The organism is Pseudomonas sp. G3-19, assembly GCF_054855875.1.
The window spans coordinates 3213244-3230689 of sequence record NZ_JBMPIQ010000003.1 but is presented as its reverse complement, the minus strand read 5'-3'; the positions used below and the strand labels follow the sequence as shown (position 1 = coordinate 3230689).

General features: G+C 55.8%; 12 protein-coding genes, 2 tRNA genes and 3 rRNA genes. 16 read left to right on the top strand and 1 reads right to left on the bottom strand.

Annotation, left to right across the window (positions count from 1 at the left end):
* Nucleotides 1-14 precede the first annotated feature (14 nt).
* Nucleotides 15-770, top strand: coding sequence for a hypothetical protein (locus ACOYXI_RS14820; RefSeq protein ID WP_098965620.1), 756 nt, complete (start codon nt 15-17; stop codon nt 768-770).
* Entirely contained in the window at nt 770-1105 is a 336-nt protein-coding gene (locus ACOYXI_RS14815) for a YqcC family protein (protein ID WP_097089181.1), read from the top strand. Before ACOYXI_RS14820 ends, ACOYXI_RS14815 begins: the two co-directional genes overlap by 1 nt.
* A gap of 45 nt (nt 1106-1150) precedes the next feature.
* On the opposite strand, the gene ACOYXI_RS14810 is transcribed toward ACOYXI_RS14815, so the two are convergent.
* The gene (locus ACOYXI_RS14810; protein ID WP_027614082.1) at nt 1151-1567 is read right to left on the bottom strand and encodes a DUF4124 domain-containing protein; all 417 of its coding nucleotides are present in this window, start codon (nt 1565-1567) and stop codon (nt 1151-1153) included.
* A gap of 399 nt (nt 1568-1966) precedes the next feature.
* Between ACOYXI_RS14810 and ACOYXI_RS14805 the strand changes: the two genes are divergently transcribed.
* The 14 genes from ACOYXI_RS14805 (at nt 1967) to ACOYXI_RS14740 (ending at nt 17423) form a co-directional block, all read left to right on the top strand.
* Nucleotides 1967-3691 carry an acetolactate synthase 3 large subunit gene (locus tag ACOYXI_RS14805; RefSeq protein ID WP_027614081.1) on the top strand — a complete coding sequence of 575 codons (1725 nt, stop codon included), beginning with the start codon at nt 1967-1969 and terminating at the stop codon, nt 3689-3691.
* Between the two features lie 2 nt (nt 3692-3693).
* On the top strand, nt 3694-4185 hold the full coding sequence (gene ilvN / locus ACOYXI_RS14800) for an acetolactate synthase small subunit (protein WP_003205610.1): 492 nt from the start codon (nt 3694-3696) through the stop codon (nt 4183-4185).
* 48 nt (nt 4186-4233) lie between these two features.
* Nucleotides 4234-5250, top strand: coding sequence for a ketol-acid reductoisomerase (gene ilvC, locus ACOYXI_RS14795; protein ID WP_007959661.1), 1017 nt, complete (start codon nt 4234-4236; stop codon nt 5248-5250).
* A gap of 146 nt (nt 5251-5396) precedes the next feature.
* Nucleotides 5397-6254, top strand: a complete 858-nt coding sequence (gene pssA, locus ACOYXI_RS14790; RefSeq protein WP_027614080.1) for a CDP-diacylglycerol--serine O-phosphatidyltransferase — start codon at nt 5397-5399, stop codon at nt 6252-6254.
* Nucleotides 6255-6317: 63 nt separating this feature from the next.
* Entirely contained in the window at nt 6318-7331 is a 1014-nt protein-coding gene (msrP, locus tag ACOYXI_RS14785) for a protein-methionine-sulfoxide reductase catalytic subunit MsrP (protein ID WP_134787335.1), read from the top strand.
* A complete protein-coding gene (gene msrQ, locus ACOYXI_RS14780) occupies nt 7331-7942 on the top strand; it encodes a protein-methionine-sulfoxide reductase heme-binding subunit MsrQ (RefSeq protein WP_210558655.1) in 612 nt (203 codons plus the stop codon). Before msrP ends, msrQ begins: the two co-directional genes overlap by 1 nt.
* A 553-nt stretch (nt 7943-8495) precedes the next feature.
* Nucleotides 8496-10034, top strand: a 16S ribosomal RNA gene (locus ACOYXI_RS14775).
* A gap of 81 nt (nt 10035-10115) precedes the next feature.
* Nucleotides 10116-10192 (top strand) — tRNA-Ile (locus ACOYXI_RS14770).
* Between the two features lie 29 nt (nt 10193-10221).
* Nucleotides 10222-10298: transfer RNA gene (locus ACOYXI_RS14765), tRNA-Ala, on the top strand.
* A 247-nt stretch (nt 10299-10545) separates the two neighbouring features.
* Nucleotides 10546-13438 (top strand): 23S ribosomal RNA (locus tag ACOYXI_RS14760).
* A 153-nt stretch (nt 13439-13591) separates the two neighbouring features.
* Nucleotides 13592-13707: ribosomal RNA gene (rrf, locus tag ACOYXI_RS14755) — 5S ribosomal RNA — on the top strand.
* Together the 16S, 23S and 5S rRNA genes with 2 tRNA genes alongside form the textbook arrangement of a ribosomal RNA operon.
* A 150-nt stretch (nt 13708-13857) precedes the next feature.
* On the top strand, nt 13858-14517 hold the full coding sequence (locus ACOYXI_RS14750) for a paraquat-inducible protein A (protein WP_095136780.1): 660 nt from the start codon (nt 13858-13860) through the stop codon (nt 14515-14517).
* Entirely contained in the window at nt 14504-15127 is a 624-nt protein-coding gene (locus ACOYXI_RS14745; RefSeq protein ID WP_007961513.1) for a paraquat-inducible protein A, read from the top strand. The genes ACOYXI_RS14750 and ACOYXI_RS14745 overlap by 14 nt, the downstream gene beginning before the upstream one ends.
* On the top strand, nt 15120-17423 hold the full coding sequence (locus ACOYXI_RS14740; RefSeq protein WP_202371198.1) for a PqiB family protein: 2304 nt from the start codon (nt 15120-15122) through the stop codon (nt 17421-17423). The genes ACOYXI_RS14745 and ACOYXI_RS14740 overlap by 8 nt, the downstream gene beginning before the upstream one ends.
* The last annotated feature ends 23 nt before the right edge of the window (nt 17424-17446 follow it).

The window sequence follows — 17446 nt, the reverse complement described above, 5'->3', positions numbered from 1 at the left end:
AAAGAGGGTTTCAAGTGAACAAGTGGTTGATTCCAGCGGTGACTGCCGTGGCTTTGCTCAGCGGCTGCTCTACCGTGCAGCGTGGTTCGATCCCGGTGGTGGACTCCGGCACAGCCGTATCCAACAGCGAACGGCTGTCGGCCAACGGCGGTTTCCGCAAGACGACGGTCAAACGCCCAGTCCAGGGTCAGGCGCAATCCCAGGCCATCCCGCAAGGCGATACCGGCGTGGTGGTGATGGTGCCGGGTGGCGGCGCCACAACATCGGCACCGATCAGCTCCTCGCCGATCGTTCCGGGCCCGGCTTCCGGCGGAATCACCGCAGGGCCGTACAACCCGTCGCCGGTAGAGTCGGCACCGATCAACTCCGGCAGCTACAGCATGCCTTCGACGCCAAGCGGGATTCCTTCGGCCAGCAGTGGCGGTGGTCTGTCGGCGGACGAACAGCTCGATGGCCCGGTTCTCGCCTTGCTGACCACTGCGCAACAGCAGCAGGCCGGTGGCGACCTCAACGGTGCGTCTTCCAGCCTGGAGCGCGCTCAACGCGTTGCCCCGCGTGAGCCGCAAGTGCTCTATCGTCTGGCGCAAGTGCGCATGGCCCAAGGCGACGCGCCACAGGCGGAGCAGTTCGCCCGTCGTGCGCTGACCATGGCCAACGGTCGTCCGGACTTGCAGGCCAACCTGTGGGAGATCATCGCGCAGTCCCGTGAGAAACAAGGCGATTCCGCCGGCGCAGCGCTGGCTCGTCAGAAGGCCAAGGTTTCGCTGTGATGGATTCCCGTTTCCCGAAAATCGCCGATCAGTTGCTGCTGATCGAGCGTGAACTGCGCGCGCAGGGTTGGTGGGATGACGTTCAGCCATCGGCCGAAGCCCTGAGTAGTGTCGAACCGTTTTCGGTCGACACGCTGGATTTCGAGCAATGGCTGCAATGGATCTTCCTGCCGCGAATGAAGATGATCCTCGAACAGGATCTGCCGCTGCCTAATGCCTCGGGTATTCAGGAAATGGCTGAAATGGTCTTCGCCCAGCGCAATCTGCAGGGCAAGGATCGACAGCTGCAGGTGCTGCTCAAAGAGTTTGACCTGCTGATCACCGCTTCCCGCTAGAGCCGATCCCCTGTAGGAGCTGCCTGCGGCAGCTCCTACAGATTTTTATTCGCAGTTCTGCGCAATCTGCTTCTGCGCTTCGACAATGCGCTCCTGCCGCTGCGCATCATCCAGCCGCCGTAATTGTCCTTCCACTTCCTCCCTCAACCGCGGATTGTTCTGCAATTGCGCCAGGTTCGTCCGTGCCTGTTCGCAAAATGCCTTGAGCTGCGCCTGCTGCTCCGCCACCTGTTTCTTCACCTTGTCGTCGATGGCTTTCTGATCGCCCAGCGCACCACTGCCAGGCATGGCGGCAGGTTTCGTTGGGGGCGAGGAGGGCGTCTGCACAGTCGTCGCCGGCAGCCCTTGCGGTGGCTGCGCATCGAAGTGCGTGACGCCCTGGGCATCTACCCATTTGTAGATTTGAGCGGCCGAGCACCAGGGGCTGAGGCCGATCAGCAGAGTTAACAGAAGCGTTCGCATGCTGATTCCTTGGCAAAATTGCGCAATTGACGCTAACAGAGTAGCTGTTTTCAGGTTTTTTCTTGCGTTCTCATGTGCTTACCCACAATTAAGCACATTGACGGCTTGACTTGGAGAGGGCGAAACAGAAGAATCCAAAGTCCGCTGTAGAGGGACTGCCAGAAGCAGACCCACTCGGTAGATCATGAGGCGCATATCCGCGTCGACCTGTTACACCCGCAACGCGTTACCTCGCGCTGGGTGGGAAAGGCCCGCAACACTTGGGACGATCCCAATACTTGCTCAGTCAGTGCTGACGTAGTCGGCGACCACCGTCGCTCATGCTCTGCCGAGAAGTAAACCTATTAAGACCCGCCCCTTTTGTGTGGACGGTATTCTGGCGTTTTAGAGGTGAACAACGTGGAGCTTTTATCTGGCGGTGAGATGCTCGTCCGCTTCTTGCGTGACGAAGGCGTCAAATATATCTACGGGTACCCGGGTGGTGCTCTTCTTCATGTTTACGATGCCCTGTTCAAAGAACCGGAAGTGACCCACATCCTGGTTCGTCACGAACAAGCGGCCACCCATATGGCTGACGGTTACGCCCGTGCCACCGGTAAAGCCGGCGTGGTATTGGTGACATCAGGTCCTGGCGCCACAAACGCCATCACCGGTATCGCCACCGCCTATATGGATTCGATTCCAATGGTGATCATTTCCGGTCAGGTGCCAAGCACCATGGTCGGCACCGACGCGTTCCAGGAAACCGACATGATCGGTATCTCCCGGCCGATCGTGAAGCACAGCTTCATGATCAAGCACGCCTCGGAAATCCCGGAAGTCATGAAGAAGGCCTTCTACCTGGCGCAGTCCGGTCGTCCGGGCCCGGTCGTGGTCGATATCCCGAAAGACATGACCAACCCGGCCGAGAAGTTCGAATACATCTTCCCGAAAAAAGCCAAGCTGCGTTCCTACAGCCCGGCCGTCCGCGGTCACTCCGGGCAAATCCGCAAGGCGGCAGAAATGCTCCTGGCAGCCAAACGCCCAGTGCTCTATTCCGGTGGCGGCGTGATCCTCGGCAACGGTTCCGCACCGCTGACCGAACTGGCGAAAATGCTCAACCTGCCAGTGACCAACACCTTGATGGGCCTGGGCGGTTTCCCTGGCACCGACCGGCAGTTCATCGGCATGCTCGGCATGCACGGCAGCTACACCGCCAACCTGGCGATGCACCATGCCGACGTGATCCTGGCTGTCGGCGCGCGTTTCGATGACCGTGTGATCAACGGCGCGGCGAAGTTCTGCCCGAACGCCAAGATCATCCACATCGACATCGACCCGGCTTCGATCTCCAAGACCATCAAGGCCGACGTGCCAATCGTTGGCCCGGTGGAGAGCGTCCTGACCGAAATGGTCGCGATCCTCAAGGAAATCGGCGAGACCCCGAACAAGGAGTCCGTTGCCAGTTGGTGGAAGCAAGTCGATGAGTGGCGCGGTGATCGCGGCCTGTTCCCATATGAAAAGGGCGACGGCAGCCTGATCAAGCCACAGACCGTGATCGAGACCCTGTGCGAAGTGACCAAAGGCGATGCCTTCATCACTTCCGACGTGGGCCAGCACCAGATGTTCGCGGCGCAGTACTACACGTTCAACAAGCCGAACCGCTGGATCAACTCCGGTGGTCTGGGCACCATGGGCTTCGGTTTCCCGGCGGCCATGGGCATCAAGTTGAGCTTCCCGGATGACGACGTTGCCTGCGTCACCGGTGAAGGCAGCATCCAGATGAACATCCAGGAGCTGTCGACCTGCCTGCAATATGGCTTGCCGGTGAAAATCGTCATCCTGAACAACGGTGTTCTGGGGATGGTTCGTCAGTGGCAGGACATGAGCTATGGCAGCCGCCACTCGCACTCTTATATGGAGTCGCTGCCTGACTTCGTCAAACTGGCTGAGGCCTACGGTCACGTCGGCGTGCGCATCACCGATTCGAAAGACTTGAAGTCGAAGATGGAAGAGGCGTTCGCCATGAAAGATCGTCTGGTGGTGATCGATATTTCGGTCGATACCAGCGAGCACGTCTATCCGATGCAGATCAAAGACGGCTCCATGCGCGATATGTGGCTGAGCAAGACGGAGCGTACTTAATCATGCGGCACATTATTTCCCTGCTTCTGGAAAACGAACCCGGCGCTTTGTCTCGCGTAGTCGGCCTGTTCTCGCAGCGCAACTACAACATTGAAAGCCTGACGGTGGCGCCAACCGAAGACCCGACTCTGTCGCGTCTGACGCTGACCACTGTTGGCCACGATGAAATCATCGAGCAGATCACCAAAAACCTGAACAAGCTGATCGAAGTGGTCAAGCTGGTGGACCTGTCGGAAAGCGCTCACATCGAGCGCGAGCTGATGCTGGTCAAGGTCAAGGCCACTGGCGCCCAGCGCGCCGAGATCAAACGCACCACCGATATTTACCGTGGACAGATCGTCGACGTCAGCGCCAGCGTGTATACCGTTCAACTGACCGGTACCAGCGACAAGCTCGACAGCTTCATTCAGTCCATCGGCACCGCATCGATTCTGGAAACCGTCCGTAGCGGCGTGACCGGCATTGCCCGCGGCGACAAAGTACTCAGCATCTAAACCAAATTAGCGAATGGCCTGAACGGCCTGGATATATAGGGGAAATTCATGAAAGTTTTCTACGATAAAGACTGCGACCTGTCGATCATCCAGGGCAAGAAAGTTGCCATCATCGGTTACGGTTCCCAGGGCCACGCCCAAGCGTGCAACCTGAAAGATTCCGGTGTCGACGTAACCGTCGGTCTGCGTAAAGGTTCGGCTACCGTTGCCAAAGCCGAAGCTCACGGCCTGAAAGTGACCGACGTGGCCGCCGCTGTTGCCGGCGCCGACCTGGTCATGATCCTGACCCCGGACGAATTCCAGTCCCAGCTGTACAAGAACGAAATCGAGCCGAACATCAAGAAAGGCGCCACCCTGGCCTTCTCCCACGGTTTCGCGATCCACTACAACCAGGTTGTTCCGCGTGCCGACCTCGACGTGATCATGATCGCGCCGAAAGCGCCGGGTCACACCGTGCGTTCCGAGTTCGTGAAGGGCGGCGGTATCCCTGACCTGATCGCGATCTACCAGGACGCTTCGGGCAACGCCAAAAACGTTGCACTGTCCTACGCAGCTGGCGTGGGTGGCGGTCGTACCGGCATCATCGAAACCACCTTCAAGGACGAGACCGAAACCGACCTGTTCGGCGAACAAGCCGTACTGTGCGGCGGTACCGTTGAGCTGGTGAAAGCCGGTTTCGAAACTCTGGTTGAAGCTGGCTACGCGCCGGAAATGGCCTACTTCGAGTGCCTGCACGAACTGAAGCTGATCGTTGACCTCATGTACGAAGGCGGTATCGCCAACATGAACTACTCGATCTCCAACAACGCTGAATACGGCGAGTACGTGACCGGCCCGGAAGTGATCAACGCCGAATCCCGTCAGGCCATGCGCAACGCCCTGAAACGTATTCAGGACGGCGAATACGCCAAAATGTTCATCAGCGAAGGCGCGACCGGCTACCCTTCGATGACCGCCAAGCGTCGTAACAACGCCGCTCACGGTATCGAAATCATCGGCGAGCAACTGCGCTCCATGATGCCGTGGATCGGTGCCAACAAGATCGTCGACAAAGCCAAAAACTAAGTCGTCATCCTTGTACGAAAAACGCGGCCTCGGCCGCGTTTTTTCGTTTGAAACCGATGGTTCTGGTATAAAGCTGCATCGTTTGTGGCCGAACCGTCGTCACAGGCACCTGTCGAAACTTTCCAAACCGTTGCAAGGTAATGTCCATGAGCGAACGTCCCGAAGAGCCGAACCAGGCTTCTGACGCCGAAAGCCTGCTGCCCATCGATGAACATGTCGAGGAAGGGCACGACGCAGAAGGTCGTAAAGTCCGGCATCGTGGTATCTATCTGCTGCCGAATCTGTTCACCACTGCGAACCTGTTCGCAGGGTTTTATTCCATCATCAACTCGATGAGTGCCCAGGCTGCCTTGAGCGCCGGTGACTCTGCGAATGCGAGCAAGTATTTCGCCTTCGCCGCGATCGCGATTTTTGTGGCCATGGTGCTCGATGGTCTTGATGGCCGTGTAGCGCGCATGACCAATACGCAAAGTGCCTTCGGCGCCGAGTATGACTCGTTGTCGGACATGGTCGCGTTCGGTGTAGCGCCGGCGCTGCTGGCCTTTGGCTGGGCATTGGGCGACATGGGCAAGGTCGGCTGGATGGTCGCCTTCATCTATGTAGCCGGCGCGGCATTGCGTCTGGCGCGTTTCAATACCCAGGTCGGTACGGCTGACAAGCGATACTTCATCGGCCTGGCCAGCCCGGCAGCTGCCGGCGTGGTCGCAGGCATCGTCTGGGCGTTCAGCGATTACGGCATTCAGGGTTCGAAGATGTCGTTCCTGGTCGCCTTGATGGTGGCGGCTGCCGGCATGTTGATGGTCAGCAACATCAAGTACAACAGCTTCAAGGAGCTGGACTTGAAGGGGCGCGTGCCGTTCGTGGCGATCCTCGCCGTGGTGCTGGTGTTCGCCGTGGTGTTCAGCGATCCACCGCGAATTCTACTGCTGGTGTTCCTCGGTTACGCCGCTTCCGGTCCTGTGCAATACCTGTTGCGTCTTCGTCGTCACAAAAACGCCGAATGATGTAATTTCCCGCATACTCCGCAGTCTATGGGTGCATCTGTCCTCCAAAGCTGCGGAGTTGCCATGCTGATCAAAATCCCCAAAGCGTCCGACTGCCATGAGTCGGATGTCACGCCTGAATCCATTTATCTTTCTCGTCGCCAATTGCTCGGAGCTACCGCGGCCGGTATCGCCGTGAGCAGCCTGCCGCGTTGGGCCAGTGCCGGGGATGCGGCGCGTTATGCCGATGTCGAGCCGGGCAAGACGCCTGCCTGGTTTGCCGAGAAGCTTCCTTCTACCAAGTGGGGCGCCGTCAACGCCAAGGACGAGGCGATCACGCCTTATAAAGACGCGACCCATTACAACAACTTCTATGAGTTCGGTACCGACAAGGGTGATCCGGCGGCCAATGCCGGTTCGCTGAAAACCGAGCCGTGGAGCGTTGTCGTCGATGGGGAGGTGGGTAAGCCAGGGCGTTACGCGCTGGAGGACTTCATGAAGCCGTACCAGTTGGAGGAGCGTATCTATCGCCTTCGCTGTGTTGAGGCGTGGTCGATGGTCATCCCGTGGATCGGCTTTCCGATCTCTGCGCTGCTCAAACAGGTCGAACCCACCTCCAACGCCAAGTACATTCGCTTTGAGACTCTGCAGGATCCCAAAAGCATGCCAGGCCAGCGTTCGGGGTTCGCCCTGATCGATTGGCCTTATGTAGAAGGCTTGCGCCTGGATGAGGCGATGAATCCCTTGGCGATTCTGGCGGTAGGCATGTATGGCCGCGAGTTGCCGAATCAGAACGGTGCGCCGCTGCGTCTGGTGGTGCCGTGGAAGTACGGCTTCAAGAGTGTGAAGTCCATTGTGCGGATCAGTCTGGTCAGCGAGCAGCCCAAGACCACTTGGCAGAGCATCGCGGCAGATGAATACGGGTTTTATGCCAACGTGAATCCGACGGTTGATCATCCGCGCTGGACTCAGGCACGGGAGCGGCGTCTGCCGAACAGTCTGTTCAAGCCGAATGTGCGTGATACACAGATGTTCAACGGCTATGCGGATGAAGTCGCTTCTTTATATACAGGGCTCGATCTGCGGAAGAACTACTGATGCGATATCCGTTCTGGCGTGTAGGCGTTTTTATCGCTGCGGCGATTTGGCCATTGCTTTGGTTTTATCAGGCGTTCGCCGATTTGCTCGGGCCGGATCCTGGCAAAGTCTTGGTTGATCGATTGGGGCTGGGGACGCTGGTATTGCTGCTGATCACTTTGAGCATGACGCCGTTGCAGAAATTGACGGGGTGGGCGGGCTGGATTGCTGTGCGCCGTCAGTTGGGACTTTGGTGTTTTGCCTATGTGGGTCTGCATTTGTTCAGCTATATGGCGTTTATCCTCGGCTTCGACTGGTCGCAGTTGGGCGTGGAGTTGTGTAAGCGGCCATACATTATTGTCGGCACACTGGGTTTTCTCGGGTTGTTGGCGTTGGCAGTAACCTCTAATCGCTACAGCCAGCGTCGTTTAGGTGTGCGCTGGAAGAAACTGCATCGGTTGGTCTACGTGATTCTGGGGCTGGGATTGCTTCATATGTTGTGGATCGTGCGTGCTGATCTCAAGGAGTGGGCGATCTATGCCTTTATAGGTGCAGTGCTTTTACTGCTGCGTGTGCCTGCCGTTGCCCGTCGAATTCCGCGTTTATTGGCTAAAAAGCAGGTTTTGCAATAAAACTGAAATTAACGGTTGACGGCAGATTCAGGAGGTCTATAATTCGCCCCACTTCCGGCGCAGTCGAAACGGAAAACTCCTTGATATTCAATGAGTTACGCAGTTTTCGACAGCGACTTGCTTCAGTTCATCGAAGCCTGGAAGGAGTTGAAAGGGCGGTGATGTTTGGCTCTTTTGACGGTTCGATCTTCTCGGTCGAAAGCGGAGAAAAAGAGGTGTTGACAGCAGCGTGTAACGCTGTAGAATTCGCCTCCCGCTAACGAGAGATCGGAAGCGCAAGTGGTTGAAGTTGTTGAAGAAATCTTCGAAAACTTCTGAAAATAATCACTTGACAGCAAATGAGGCTGCTGTAGAATGCGCGCCTCGGTTGAGACGAAAGATCTTAACCAACCGCTCTTTAACAACTGAATCAAGCAATTCGTGTGGGTGCTTGTGGAGTCAGACTGATAGTCAACAAGATTATCAGCATCACAAGTTACTCCGCGAGAAATCAAAGATGTAACCAACGATTGCTGAGCCAAGTTTAGGGTTTCTTAAAAACCCAAAGATGTTTGAACTGAAGAGTTTGATCATGGCTCAGATTGAACGCTGGCGGCAGGCCTAACACATGCAAGTCGAGCGGATGAAAGGAGCTTGCTCCTGGATTCAGCGGCGGACGGGTGAGTAATGCCTAGGAATCTGCCTGGTAGTGGGGGACAACGTTTCGAAAGGAACGCTAATACCGCATACGTCCTACGGGAGAAAGCAGGGGACCTTCGGGCCTTGCGCTATCAGATGAGCCTAGGTCGGATTAGCTAGTTGGTGAGGTAATGGCTCACCAAGGCGACGATCCGTAACTGGTCTGAGAGGATGATCAGTCACACTGGAACTGAGACACGGTCCAGACTCCTACGGGAGGCAGCAGTGGGGAATATTGGACAATGGGCGAAAGCCTGATCCAGCCATGCCGCGTGTGTGAAGAAGGTCTTCGGATTGTAAAGCACTTTAAGTTGGGAGGAAGGGTTGTAGATTAATACTCTGCAATTTTGACGTTACCGACAGAATAAGCACCGGCTAACTCTGTGCCAGCAGCCGCGGTAATACAGAGGGTGCAAGCGTTAATCGGAATTACTGGGCGTAAAGCGCGCGTAGGTGGTTTGTTAAGTTGGATGTGAAATCCCCGGGCTCAACCTGGGAACTGCATCCAAAACTGGCAAGCTAGAGTATGGTAGAGGGTGGTGGAATTTCCTGTGTAGCGGTGAAATGCGTAGATATAGGAAGGAACACCAGTGGCGAAGGCGACCACCTGGACTGATACTGACACTGAGGTGCGAAAGCGTGGGGAGCAAACAGGATTAGATACCCTGGTAGTCCACGCCGTAAACGATGTCAACTAGCCGTTGGGAGCCTTGAGCTCTTAGTGGCGCAGCTAACGCATTAAGTTGACCGCCTGGGGAGTACGGCCGCAAGGTTAAAACTCAAATGAATTGACGGGGGCCCGCACAAGCGGTGGAGCATGTGGTTTAATTCGAAGCAACGCGAAGAACCTTACCAGGCCTTGACATCCAATGAACTTTCCAGAGATGGATTGGTGCCTTCGGGAACATTGAGACAGGTGCTGCATGGCTGTCGTCAGCTCGTGTCGTGAGATGTTGGGTTAAGTCCCGTAACGAGCGCAACCCTTGTCCTTAGTTACCAGCACGTAATGGTGGGCACTCTAAGGAGACTGCCGGTGACAAACCGGAGGAAGGTGGGGATGACGTCAAGTCATCATGGCCCTTACGGCCTGGGCTACACACGTGCTACAATGGTCGGTACAGAGGGTTGCCAAGCCGCGAGGTGGAGCTAATCCCACAAAACCGATCGTAGTCCGGATCGCAGTCTGCAACTCGACTGCGTGAAGTCGGAATCGCTAGTAATCGCGAATCAGAATGTCGCGGTGAATACGTTCCCGGGCCTTGTACACACCGCCCGTCACACCATGGGAGTGGGTTGCACCAGAAGTAGCTAGTCTAGACCTTCGGGAGGACGGTTACCACGGTGTGATTCATGACTGGGGTGAAGTCGTAACAAGGTAGCCGTAGGGGAACCTGCCGGCTGGATCACCTCCTTAATCGACGACATCAGCTGCTCCATAAGTTCCCACACGAATTGCTTGATTCATTGAAGAAGACGATAGAAGCAGCCCGAAATTGGGTCTGTAGCTCAGTTGGTTAGAGCGCACCCCTGATAAGGGTGAGGTCGGCAGTTCGAATCTGCCCAGACCCACCAATTTTTGTGTGGGAAACCTGTAGAAATACGGGGCCATAGCTCAGCTGGGAGAGCGCCTGCCTTGCACGCAGGAGGTCAGCGGTTCGATCCCGCTTCGGCTCCACCACCACTGCTTCTGAAGTTTGAAAGCTTAGAAATGAGCATTCCATCGCTGTGATGGTGAATGCTGATTTCTAGTCTTTTGATTAGATCGTTCTTTAAAAATTTGGGTATGTGATAGAAAGATAGACTGAACGTTACTTTCACTGGTAACGGATCAGGCTAAGGTAAAATTTGTGAGTGACTCTTAAGAGTTTTGCGAATTTTCGGCGAATGTCGTCTTCACAGTATAACCAGATTGCTTGGGGTTATATGGTCAAGTGAAGAAGCGCATACGGTGGATGCCTTGGCAGTCAGAGGCGATGAAAGACGTGGTAGCCTGCGAAAAGCTTCGGGGAGTCGGCAAACAGACTTTGATCCGGAGATGTCTGAATGGGGGAACCCAGCCATCATAAGATGGTTATCTTGTACTGAATACATAGGTGCAAGAGGCGAACCAGGGGAACTGAAACATCTAAGTACCCTGAGGAAAAGAAATCAACCGAGATTCCCTTAGTAGTGGCGAGCGAACGGGGACTAGCCCTTAAGTGGCTTTGAGATTAGCGGAACGCTCTGGAAAGTGCGGCCATAGTGGGTGATAGCCCTGTACGCGAAAGTCTCTTAGTCATGAAATCGAGTAGGACGGAGCACGAGAAACTTTGTCTGAATATGGGGGGACCATCCTCCAAGGCTAAATACTACTGACTGACCGATAGTGAACTAGTACCGTGAGGGAAAGGCGAAAAGAACCCCGGAGAGGGGAGTGAAATAGATCCTGAAACCGTATGCGTACAAGCAGTGGGAGCCCACTTTGTTGGGTGACTGCGTACCTTTTGTATAATGGGTCAGCGACTTATTTTCAGTGGCGAGCTTAACCGAATAGGGGAGGCGTAGCGAAAGCGAGTCTTAATAGGGCGTCTAGTCGCTGGGAATAGACCCGAAACCGGGCGATCTATCCATGGGCAGGTTGAAGGTTAGGTAACACTGACTGGAGGACCGAACCGACTACCGTTGAAAAGTTAGCGGATGACCTGTGGATCGGAGTGAAAGGCTAATCAAGCTCGGAGATAGCTGGTTCTCCTCGAAAGCTATTTAGGTAGCGCCTCATGTATCACTGTAGGGGGTAGAGCACTGTTTCGGCTAGGGGGTCATCCCGACTTACCAAACCGATGCAAACTCCGAATACCTACAAGTGCCGAGCATGGGAGACACACGGCGGGTGCTAACGTCCGTCGTGAAAAGGGAAACAACCCAGACCGTCAGCTAAGGTCCCAAAGTTATGGTTAAGTGGGAAACGATGTGGGAAGGCTTAGACAGCTAGGAGGTTGGCTTAGAAGCAGCCACCCTTTAAAGAAAGCGTAATAGCTCACTAGTCGAGTCGGCCTGCGCGGAAGATGTAACGGGGCTCAAACCATACACCGAAGCTACGGGGTATCACGCAAGTGATGCGGTAGAGGAGCGTTCTGTAAGCCTGTGAAGGTGAGTTGAGAAGCTTGCTGGAGGTATCAGAAGTGCGAATGCTGACATGAGTAACGACAATGGGTGTGAAAAACACCCACGCCGAAAGACCAAGGTTTCCTGCGCAACGTTAATCGACGCAGGGTTAGTCGGTCCCTAAGGCGAGGCTGAAAAGCGTAGTCGATGGAAAACAGGTTAATATTCCTGTACTTCTGGTTATTGCGATGGAGGGACGGAGAAGGCTAGGCCAGCTTGGCGTTGGTTGTCCAAGTTTAAGGTGGTAGGCTGAGATCTTAGGTAAATCCGGGATCTTAAGGCCGAGAGCTGATGACGAGTTACCTTTTAGGTGACGAAGTGGTTGATGCCATGCTTCCAAGAAAAGCTTCTAAGCTTCAGATAACCAGGAACCGTACCCCAAACCGACACAGGTGGTTGGGTAGAGAATACCAAGGCGCTTGAGAGAACTCGGGTGAAGGAACTAGGCAAAATGGCACCGTAACTTCGGGAGAAGGTGCGCCGGTGAGGGTGAAGGACTTGCTCCGTAAGCTCATGCCGGTCGAAGATACCAGGCCGCTGCGACTGTTTATTAAAAACACAGCACTCTGCAAACACGAAAGTGGACGTATAGGGTGTGACGCCTGCCCGGTGCCGGAAGGTTAATTGATGGGGTTAGCTAACGCGAAGCTCTTGATCGAAGCCCCGGTAAACGGCGGCCGTAACTATAACGGTCCTAAGGTAGCGAAATTCCTTGTCGGGTAAGTTCCGACCTGCACGAATGGCGTAACGATGGCGGCGCTGTCTCCACCCGAGACTCAGTGAAATTGAAATCGCTGTGAAGATGCAGTGTATCCGCGGCTAGACGGAAAGACCCCGTGAACCTTTACTATAGCTTTGCACTGGACTTTGAATTTGCTTGTGTAGGATAGGTGGGAGGCTTTGAAGCGTGGACGCCAGTTCGCGTGGAGCCATCCTTGAAATACCACCCTGGCAACTTTGAGGTTCTAACTCAGGTCCGTTATCCGGATCGAGGACAGTGTATGGTGGGTAGTTTGACTGGGGCGGTCTCCTCCTAAAGAGTAACGGAGGAGTACGAAGGTGCGCTCAGACCGGTCGGAAATCGGTCGTAGAGTATAAAGGCAAAAGCGCGCTTGACTGCGAGACAGACACGTCGAGCAGGTACGAAAGTAGGTCTTAGTGATCCGGTGGTTCTGTATGGAAGGGCCATCGCTCAACGGATAAAAGGTACTCCGGGGATAACAGGCTGATACCGCCCAAGAGTTCATATCGACGGCGGTGTTTGGCACCTCGATGTCGGCTCATCACATCCTGGGGCTGAAGCCGGTCCCAAGGGTATGGCTGTTCGCCATTTAAAGTGGTACGCGAGCTGGGTTTAGAACGTCGTGAGACAGTTCGGTCCCTATCTGCCGTGGACGTTTGAGATTTGAGAGGGGCTGCTCCTAGTACGAGAGGACCGGAGTGGACGAACCTCTGGTGTTCCGGTTGTCACGCCAGTGGCATTGCCGGGTAGCTATGTTCGGGAAAGATAACCGCTGAAAGCATCTAAGCGGGAAACTTGCCTCAAGATGAGATCTCACTGGAACCTTGAGTTCCCTGAAGGGCCGTCGAAGACTACGACGTTGATAGGTTGGGTGTGTAAGCGCTGTGAGGCGTTGAGCTAACCAATACTAATTGCCCGTGAGGCTTGACCATATAACACCCAAGCAATCTGCATGCTCGAAAGAGACCAGATTGCGGTGTGTGAAGACGCAATGAACCGAAAGTTCGCGATGCTCACAAACACCTGTATCACATACCCGATTTGCTGAAGCGAGGCCAACCGGTCACGAGTCAGTACCCGAATTTCTTGACGACCATAGAGCGTTGGAACCACCTGATCCCATCCCGAACTCAGAAGTGAAACGATGCATCGCCGATGGTAGTGTGGGGTTTCCCCATGTGAGAGTAGGTCATCGTCAAGATTAAATTCCGAAACCCCAATTGCGAAAGCAGTTGGGGTTTTGTTTTGCCCGCAGGAAAGTATTTTTACTTAGGCAGCGAACAATTTTGCACAGTTATTTTCGAATCAGAACACTAGAATAACCCCCATCTTCTTCGGAGCCAGAGCCTTTATGTCAAATCCGGTTGACGCCCAAGGGCTGTCGGATTTACCGCTGGAAGACTTGGTGGCCTGTCATGAGTGCGACCTGCTGATGCGCAAGCCCAAGCTTGCCCATGGCGAGAAAGCACTCTGCCCGCGCTGCGGTTACGAGTTGTACGCCCATCGCCATAATGTGGTGCAGCGCAGCCTTGCCTTGGTGATCGCAGCATTATTGCTGTACATCCCGGCAAACTTTTTACCCATCATGCAACTCAATATCCTCGGACAATCTTCGCAGGATACGGTCTGGAGCGGCGTGCTCGGCTTGTTCAATACGGACATGCAGGGCGTTTCGATCGTTGTATTCCTGTGCAGTATGGCTATTCCGTTGCTGAAGTTGCTGTGCCAGTTATTCGTTTTGCTGACGATTCGATTCAACGTCGGACGCAGTTACGGCTTATTGCTCTACCGCATTTATCACCACCTCAAAGACTGGGGAATGCTCGAGGTCTACCTCATGGGCGTCCTCGTGGCGATCGTCAAACTGGCGGACATGGCGGCCATCACCGTCGGCCTCGGTCTGGCGTGTTTCATCGGTTTGTTGTTGGTTCAGGTCTGGCTGGAAGTGGTGATGTCACCGCATCAGATCTGGCAGGCGTTATCAGGAGAGGATGCCCATGCGGGCGATTGATGCGGGCATTCTGATCTGTACCGAATGCCATGAATTGAACAAACAGGATGCGGACACCGACGAGCAGACCTGCACCCGCTGCGGTGCGCTGGTTCACGCTCGTCGTCCGAACAGTCTGGCCCGAACCTGGGCCCTGCTGATCACAGCTGCGATTATCTACATCCCGGCCAATGTGTTGCCGATCATGACGGTCAGTTCGCTGGGGCAGGGCGATCCCAGCACCATCATGTCCGGCGTGATCCAGTTGGTGCAGCACGGCATGATCCCGATTGCCGCCGTGGTGTTCATCGCCAGTATTCTGGTGCCGACCTTCAAACTGGTGGGCATCGCACTGCTGCTGTTTTCGGTGCAGCGACGTCAGCCGTTGTCCGCGCGGCAGCGGATCTGGATGTACCGCTTCATCGAGTTCATCGGTCGTTGGTCGATGCTCGACATCTTTGTGATCGCCATTCTGGTGGCGGTCGTCAACTTCGGCCGGCTTGCCAGTGTCGAAGCCAACCTTGGCGCCATCGCCTTCGCCAGTGTGGTGATTCTGACGATGCTTGCCGCAGTAACTTTCGATCCCCGACTGATTTGGGATAACACGGAGTCGGACGACGACCATGACTGATTTGCCTGTAGCGAAAACCCGACCGGCCTCGAACTGGTCTGCCATTTGGGTACTGCCTCTGATTGCCCTGATCATCGGCGGCTGGCTCGGCTGGCGTGCCTATAACGAAACCGGCATCGAGATTCAGGTGCGTTTCGAAAGCGGTGAAGGCATCCAGGCCAACAAGACCGAAGTGGTCTACAAGGGCATGCCGGTGGGTAAGGTGAAGACGCTCAAACTTGATGACGAGGGCAACTCCAAAGGGGTGATTGCCACCGTCGAGATGAACAAGGACGTCGAGCAGTACCTCAAGACCAGCACGCGTTTCTGGCTGGTGAAACCGAGCGTGACCCTGGCCGGCATCACCGGTCTGGAAACCCTGGTTTCAGGTAACTACGTGGCCATCAGTCCCGGTGAAGGCGAGCCGACCCGCAAGTTCAAGGCGCTGGCCGAAGAGCCGCCGCTATCGGACTCCAAGCCCGGCCTGCACCTGACGATCAAGGCCGATCGCCTCGGTTCGCTGAACCGCGGCAGTCCGGTGTTCTACAAGCAGATCAAGGTCGGCCAGATCAAAAGCTACGTGCTGTCTGAAGACCAGAGCACCGTTGAGCTCAAAGTGTTCATCGAGCCGACCTACGCCAAACTGGTGCGCAAACACACACGTTTTTGGAATGCCAGCGGCATCAGCATCGACGCCAACCTGTCCGGGGTGAAGGTACGCAGCGAATCCCTGGCGAGCATCGTCGCCGGCGGTATTGCCTTCGCCACTCCGGAGAATCGCAAGGACAGTCCGCCCACCGATCCAAGCCTGCCGTTCCGTCTGTATGAAGACTTCGACGCCGCCGCTGCCGGCATCCGGGTCAAGGTCAAACTCAGTGACTTCGAAGGCCTGCAGGCCGGTCGTACGCCGGTGATGTACAAGGGCATTCAGGTCGGCAACATGAAGGCGCTGAAAATCGATCCGGATCTGAACAGTGCCACCGCCGAGCTGACGCTGGATCCTCTGGCGGAGGACTATCTGGTCGAAGGCACGCAGTTCTGGGTGGTCAAACCGTCGATTTCCCTGGCCGGTATCACCGGGCTCGAAGCGTTGGTCAAAGGTAACTACATCGCCGTGCGTCCGGGCGACAAAGGTGCCGCGCCGAAACGCGAATTCGAGGCGCGGCCAAAAGCGCCGCCGCTGGATTTGCGTTCGCCGGGTCTGCACCTGGTGCTGTTTACCGATGTTCTCGGTTCGATCGAAGTCGGCAGTCCGATTCTGTACAAGCAGGTCAAGGTCGGTTCGGTACAGAGCTATCAGTTCTCCAAGACCAAAAAGCAAATCGTCATCGGCGTGCATATCGAGAAGGAGTACGAAAACCTGGTCAACGCGTCGACACGCTTCTGGAATGTCAGCGGCATCACCCTCACCGGTGGTCTGACAGGTGGTATTCAAGTGAAGAGCGAGTCGTTGCAGACATTGATGGCCGGCGGTATCGCTTTCGAAACGCCGCAAGCCAAGGCGCCACTGCAGAAGCGTATTCCGCGCTTCCGTCTGTTCGCCAATCATGACGAGGCCAACCAGAAAGGCACGCTGGTGACGATCAAGGTCGACCGCGCCGACGGTTTGCGCCCGGGCACACCGATTCGTTTCAAAGGGCTGGATGTCGGCAAGATTGAAGACGTCGATCTGACCGACGATCTGCAAGCCGTGATGATTACCGCGCGGATCACCGAAGTGCCGGAGCGCATTGCGCGGGTCGGCAGTCAGTTCTGGGTGGTCAAGCCGGAGTTGGGGTTGATCAAGACCCAGAACCTGGAAACCCTGGTCACCGGGCAGTATGTGGAAGTGCAGCCGGCGGCGAAAAATCTCGGCCCGCAGAAGAACTTCGTTGCGCTGGCCAGTCCGCCGGAAGTGAGCAAGCAGGAGGCTGGCTTGAGTCTGGTGTTGAGTGCCGCGCGTCGTGGCTCGCTGAAACCGGGCGTACCCGTGACCTACCGCGAAATCACCGTGGGCAAGGTCACCGGTTACGAACTGGGCCAGACGGCTGACCGGGTGTTGGTGCACATTTTGATCGAGCCAAAATACGCGCCGTTGGTGCGCAGCGGCAGCCGATTCTGGAACACCAGCGGTGTCGGTTTCGACATCGGCTTGTTCAATGGTTTGACGGTGCGCACGGAGTCGCTGGAGACAGCGATTCAGGGAGGCATCGCCTTCGCCACGCCGGACGGTGAGCGCATGGGCAACCCGGCACGACCTGAGCAGACGTTCCCGTTGTTCGACAAGTTCGAGGATGAGTGGCTGACTTGGGCGCCGAAGATTTCGCTCGGTAAATAACCCGTCATTGATGTGGCGTCTGG

What these genes read in the sequence shown, in the direction of transcription:
- ACOYXI_RS14815 (WP_097089181.1), top strand. Translation starts at nt 770, where the DNA reads ATGGATTCCCGTTTCCCGAAAATCGCCGATCAGTTGCTGCTGATCGAG.
- ACOYXI_RS14740 (WP_202371198.1), top strand. Translation starts at nt 15,120, where the DNA reads ATGACTGATTTGCCTGTAGCGAAAACCCGACCGGCCTCGAACTGGTCT.
- ACOYXI_RS14810 (WP_027614082.1), bottom strand. Translation starts at nt 1,567, where the DNA reads ATGCGAACGCTTCTGTTAACTCTGCTGATCGGCCTCAGCCCCTGGTGC.
- msrQ (WP_210558655.1), top strand. Translation starts at nt 7,331, where the DNA reads ATGCGATATCCGTTCTGGCGTGTAGGCGTTTTTATCGCTGCGGCGATT.
- msrP (WP_134787335.1), top strand. Translation starts at nt 6,318, where the DNA reads ATGCTGATCAAAATCCCCAAAGCGTCCGACTGCCATGAGTCGGATGTC.
- pssA (WP_027614080.1), top strand. Translation starts at nt 5,397, where the DNA reads ATGAGCGAACGTCCCGAAGAGCCGAACCAGGCTTCTGACGCCGAAAGC.
- ilvC (WP_007959661.1), top strand. Translation starts at nt 4,234, where the DNA reads ATGAAAGTTTTCTACGATAAAGACTGCGACCTGTCGATCATCCAGGGC.
- ACOYXI_RS14745 (WP_007961513.1), top strand. Translation starts at nt 14,504, where the DNA reads ATGCGGGCGATTGATGCGGGCATTCTGATCTGTACCGAATGCCATGAA.
- ACOYXI_RS14750 (WP_095136780.1), top strand. Translation starts at nt 13,858, where the DNA reads ATGTCAAATCCGGTTGACGCCCAAGGGCTGTCGGATTTACCGCTGGAA.
- ilvN (WP_003205610.1), top strand. Translation starts at nt 3,694, where the DNA reads ATGCGGCACATTATTTCCCTGCTTCTGGAAAACGAACCCGGCGCTTTG.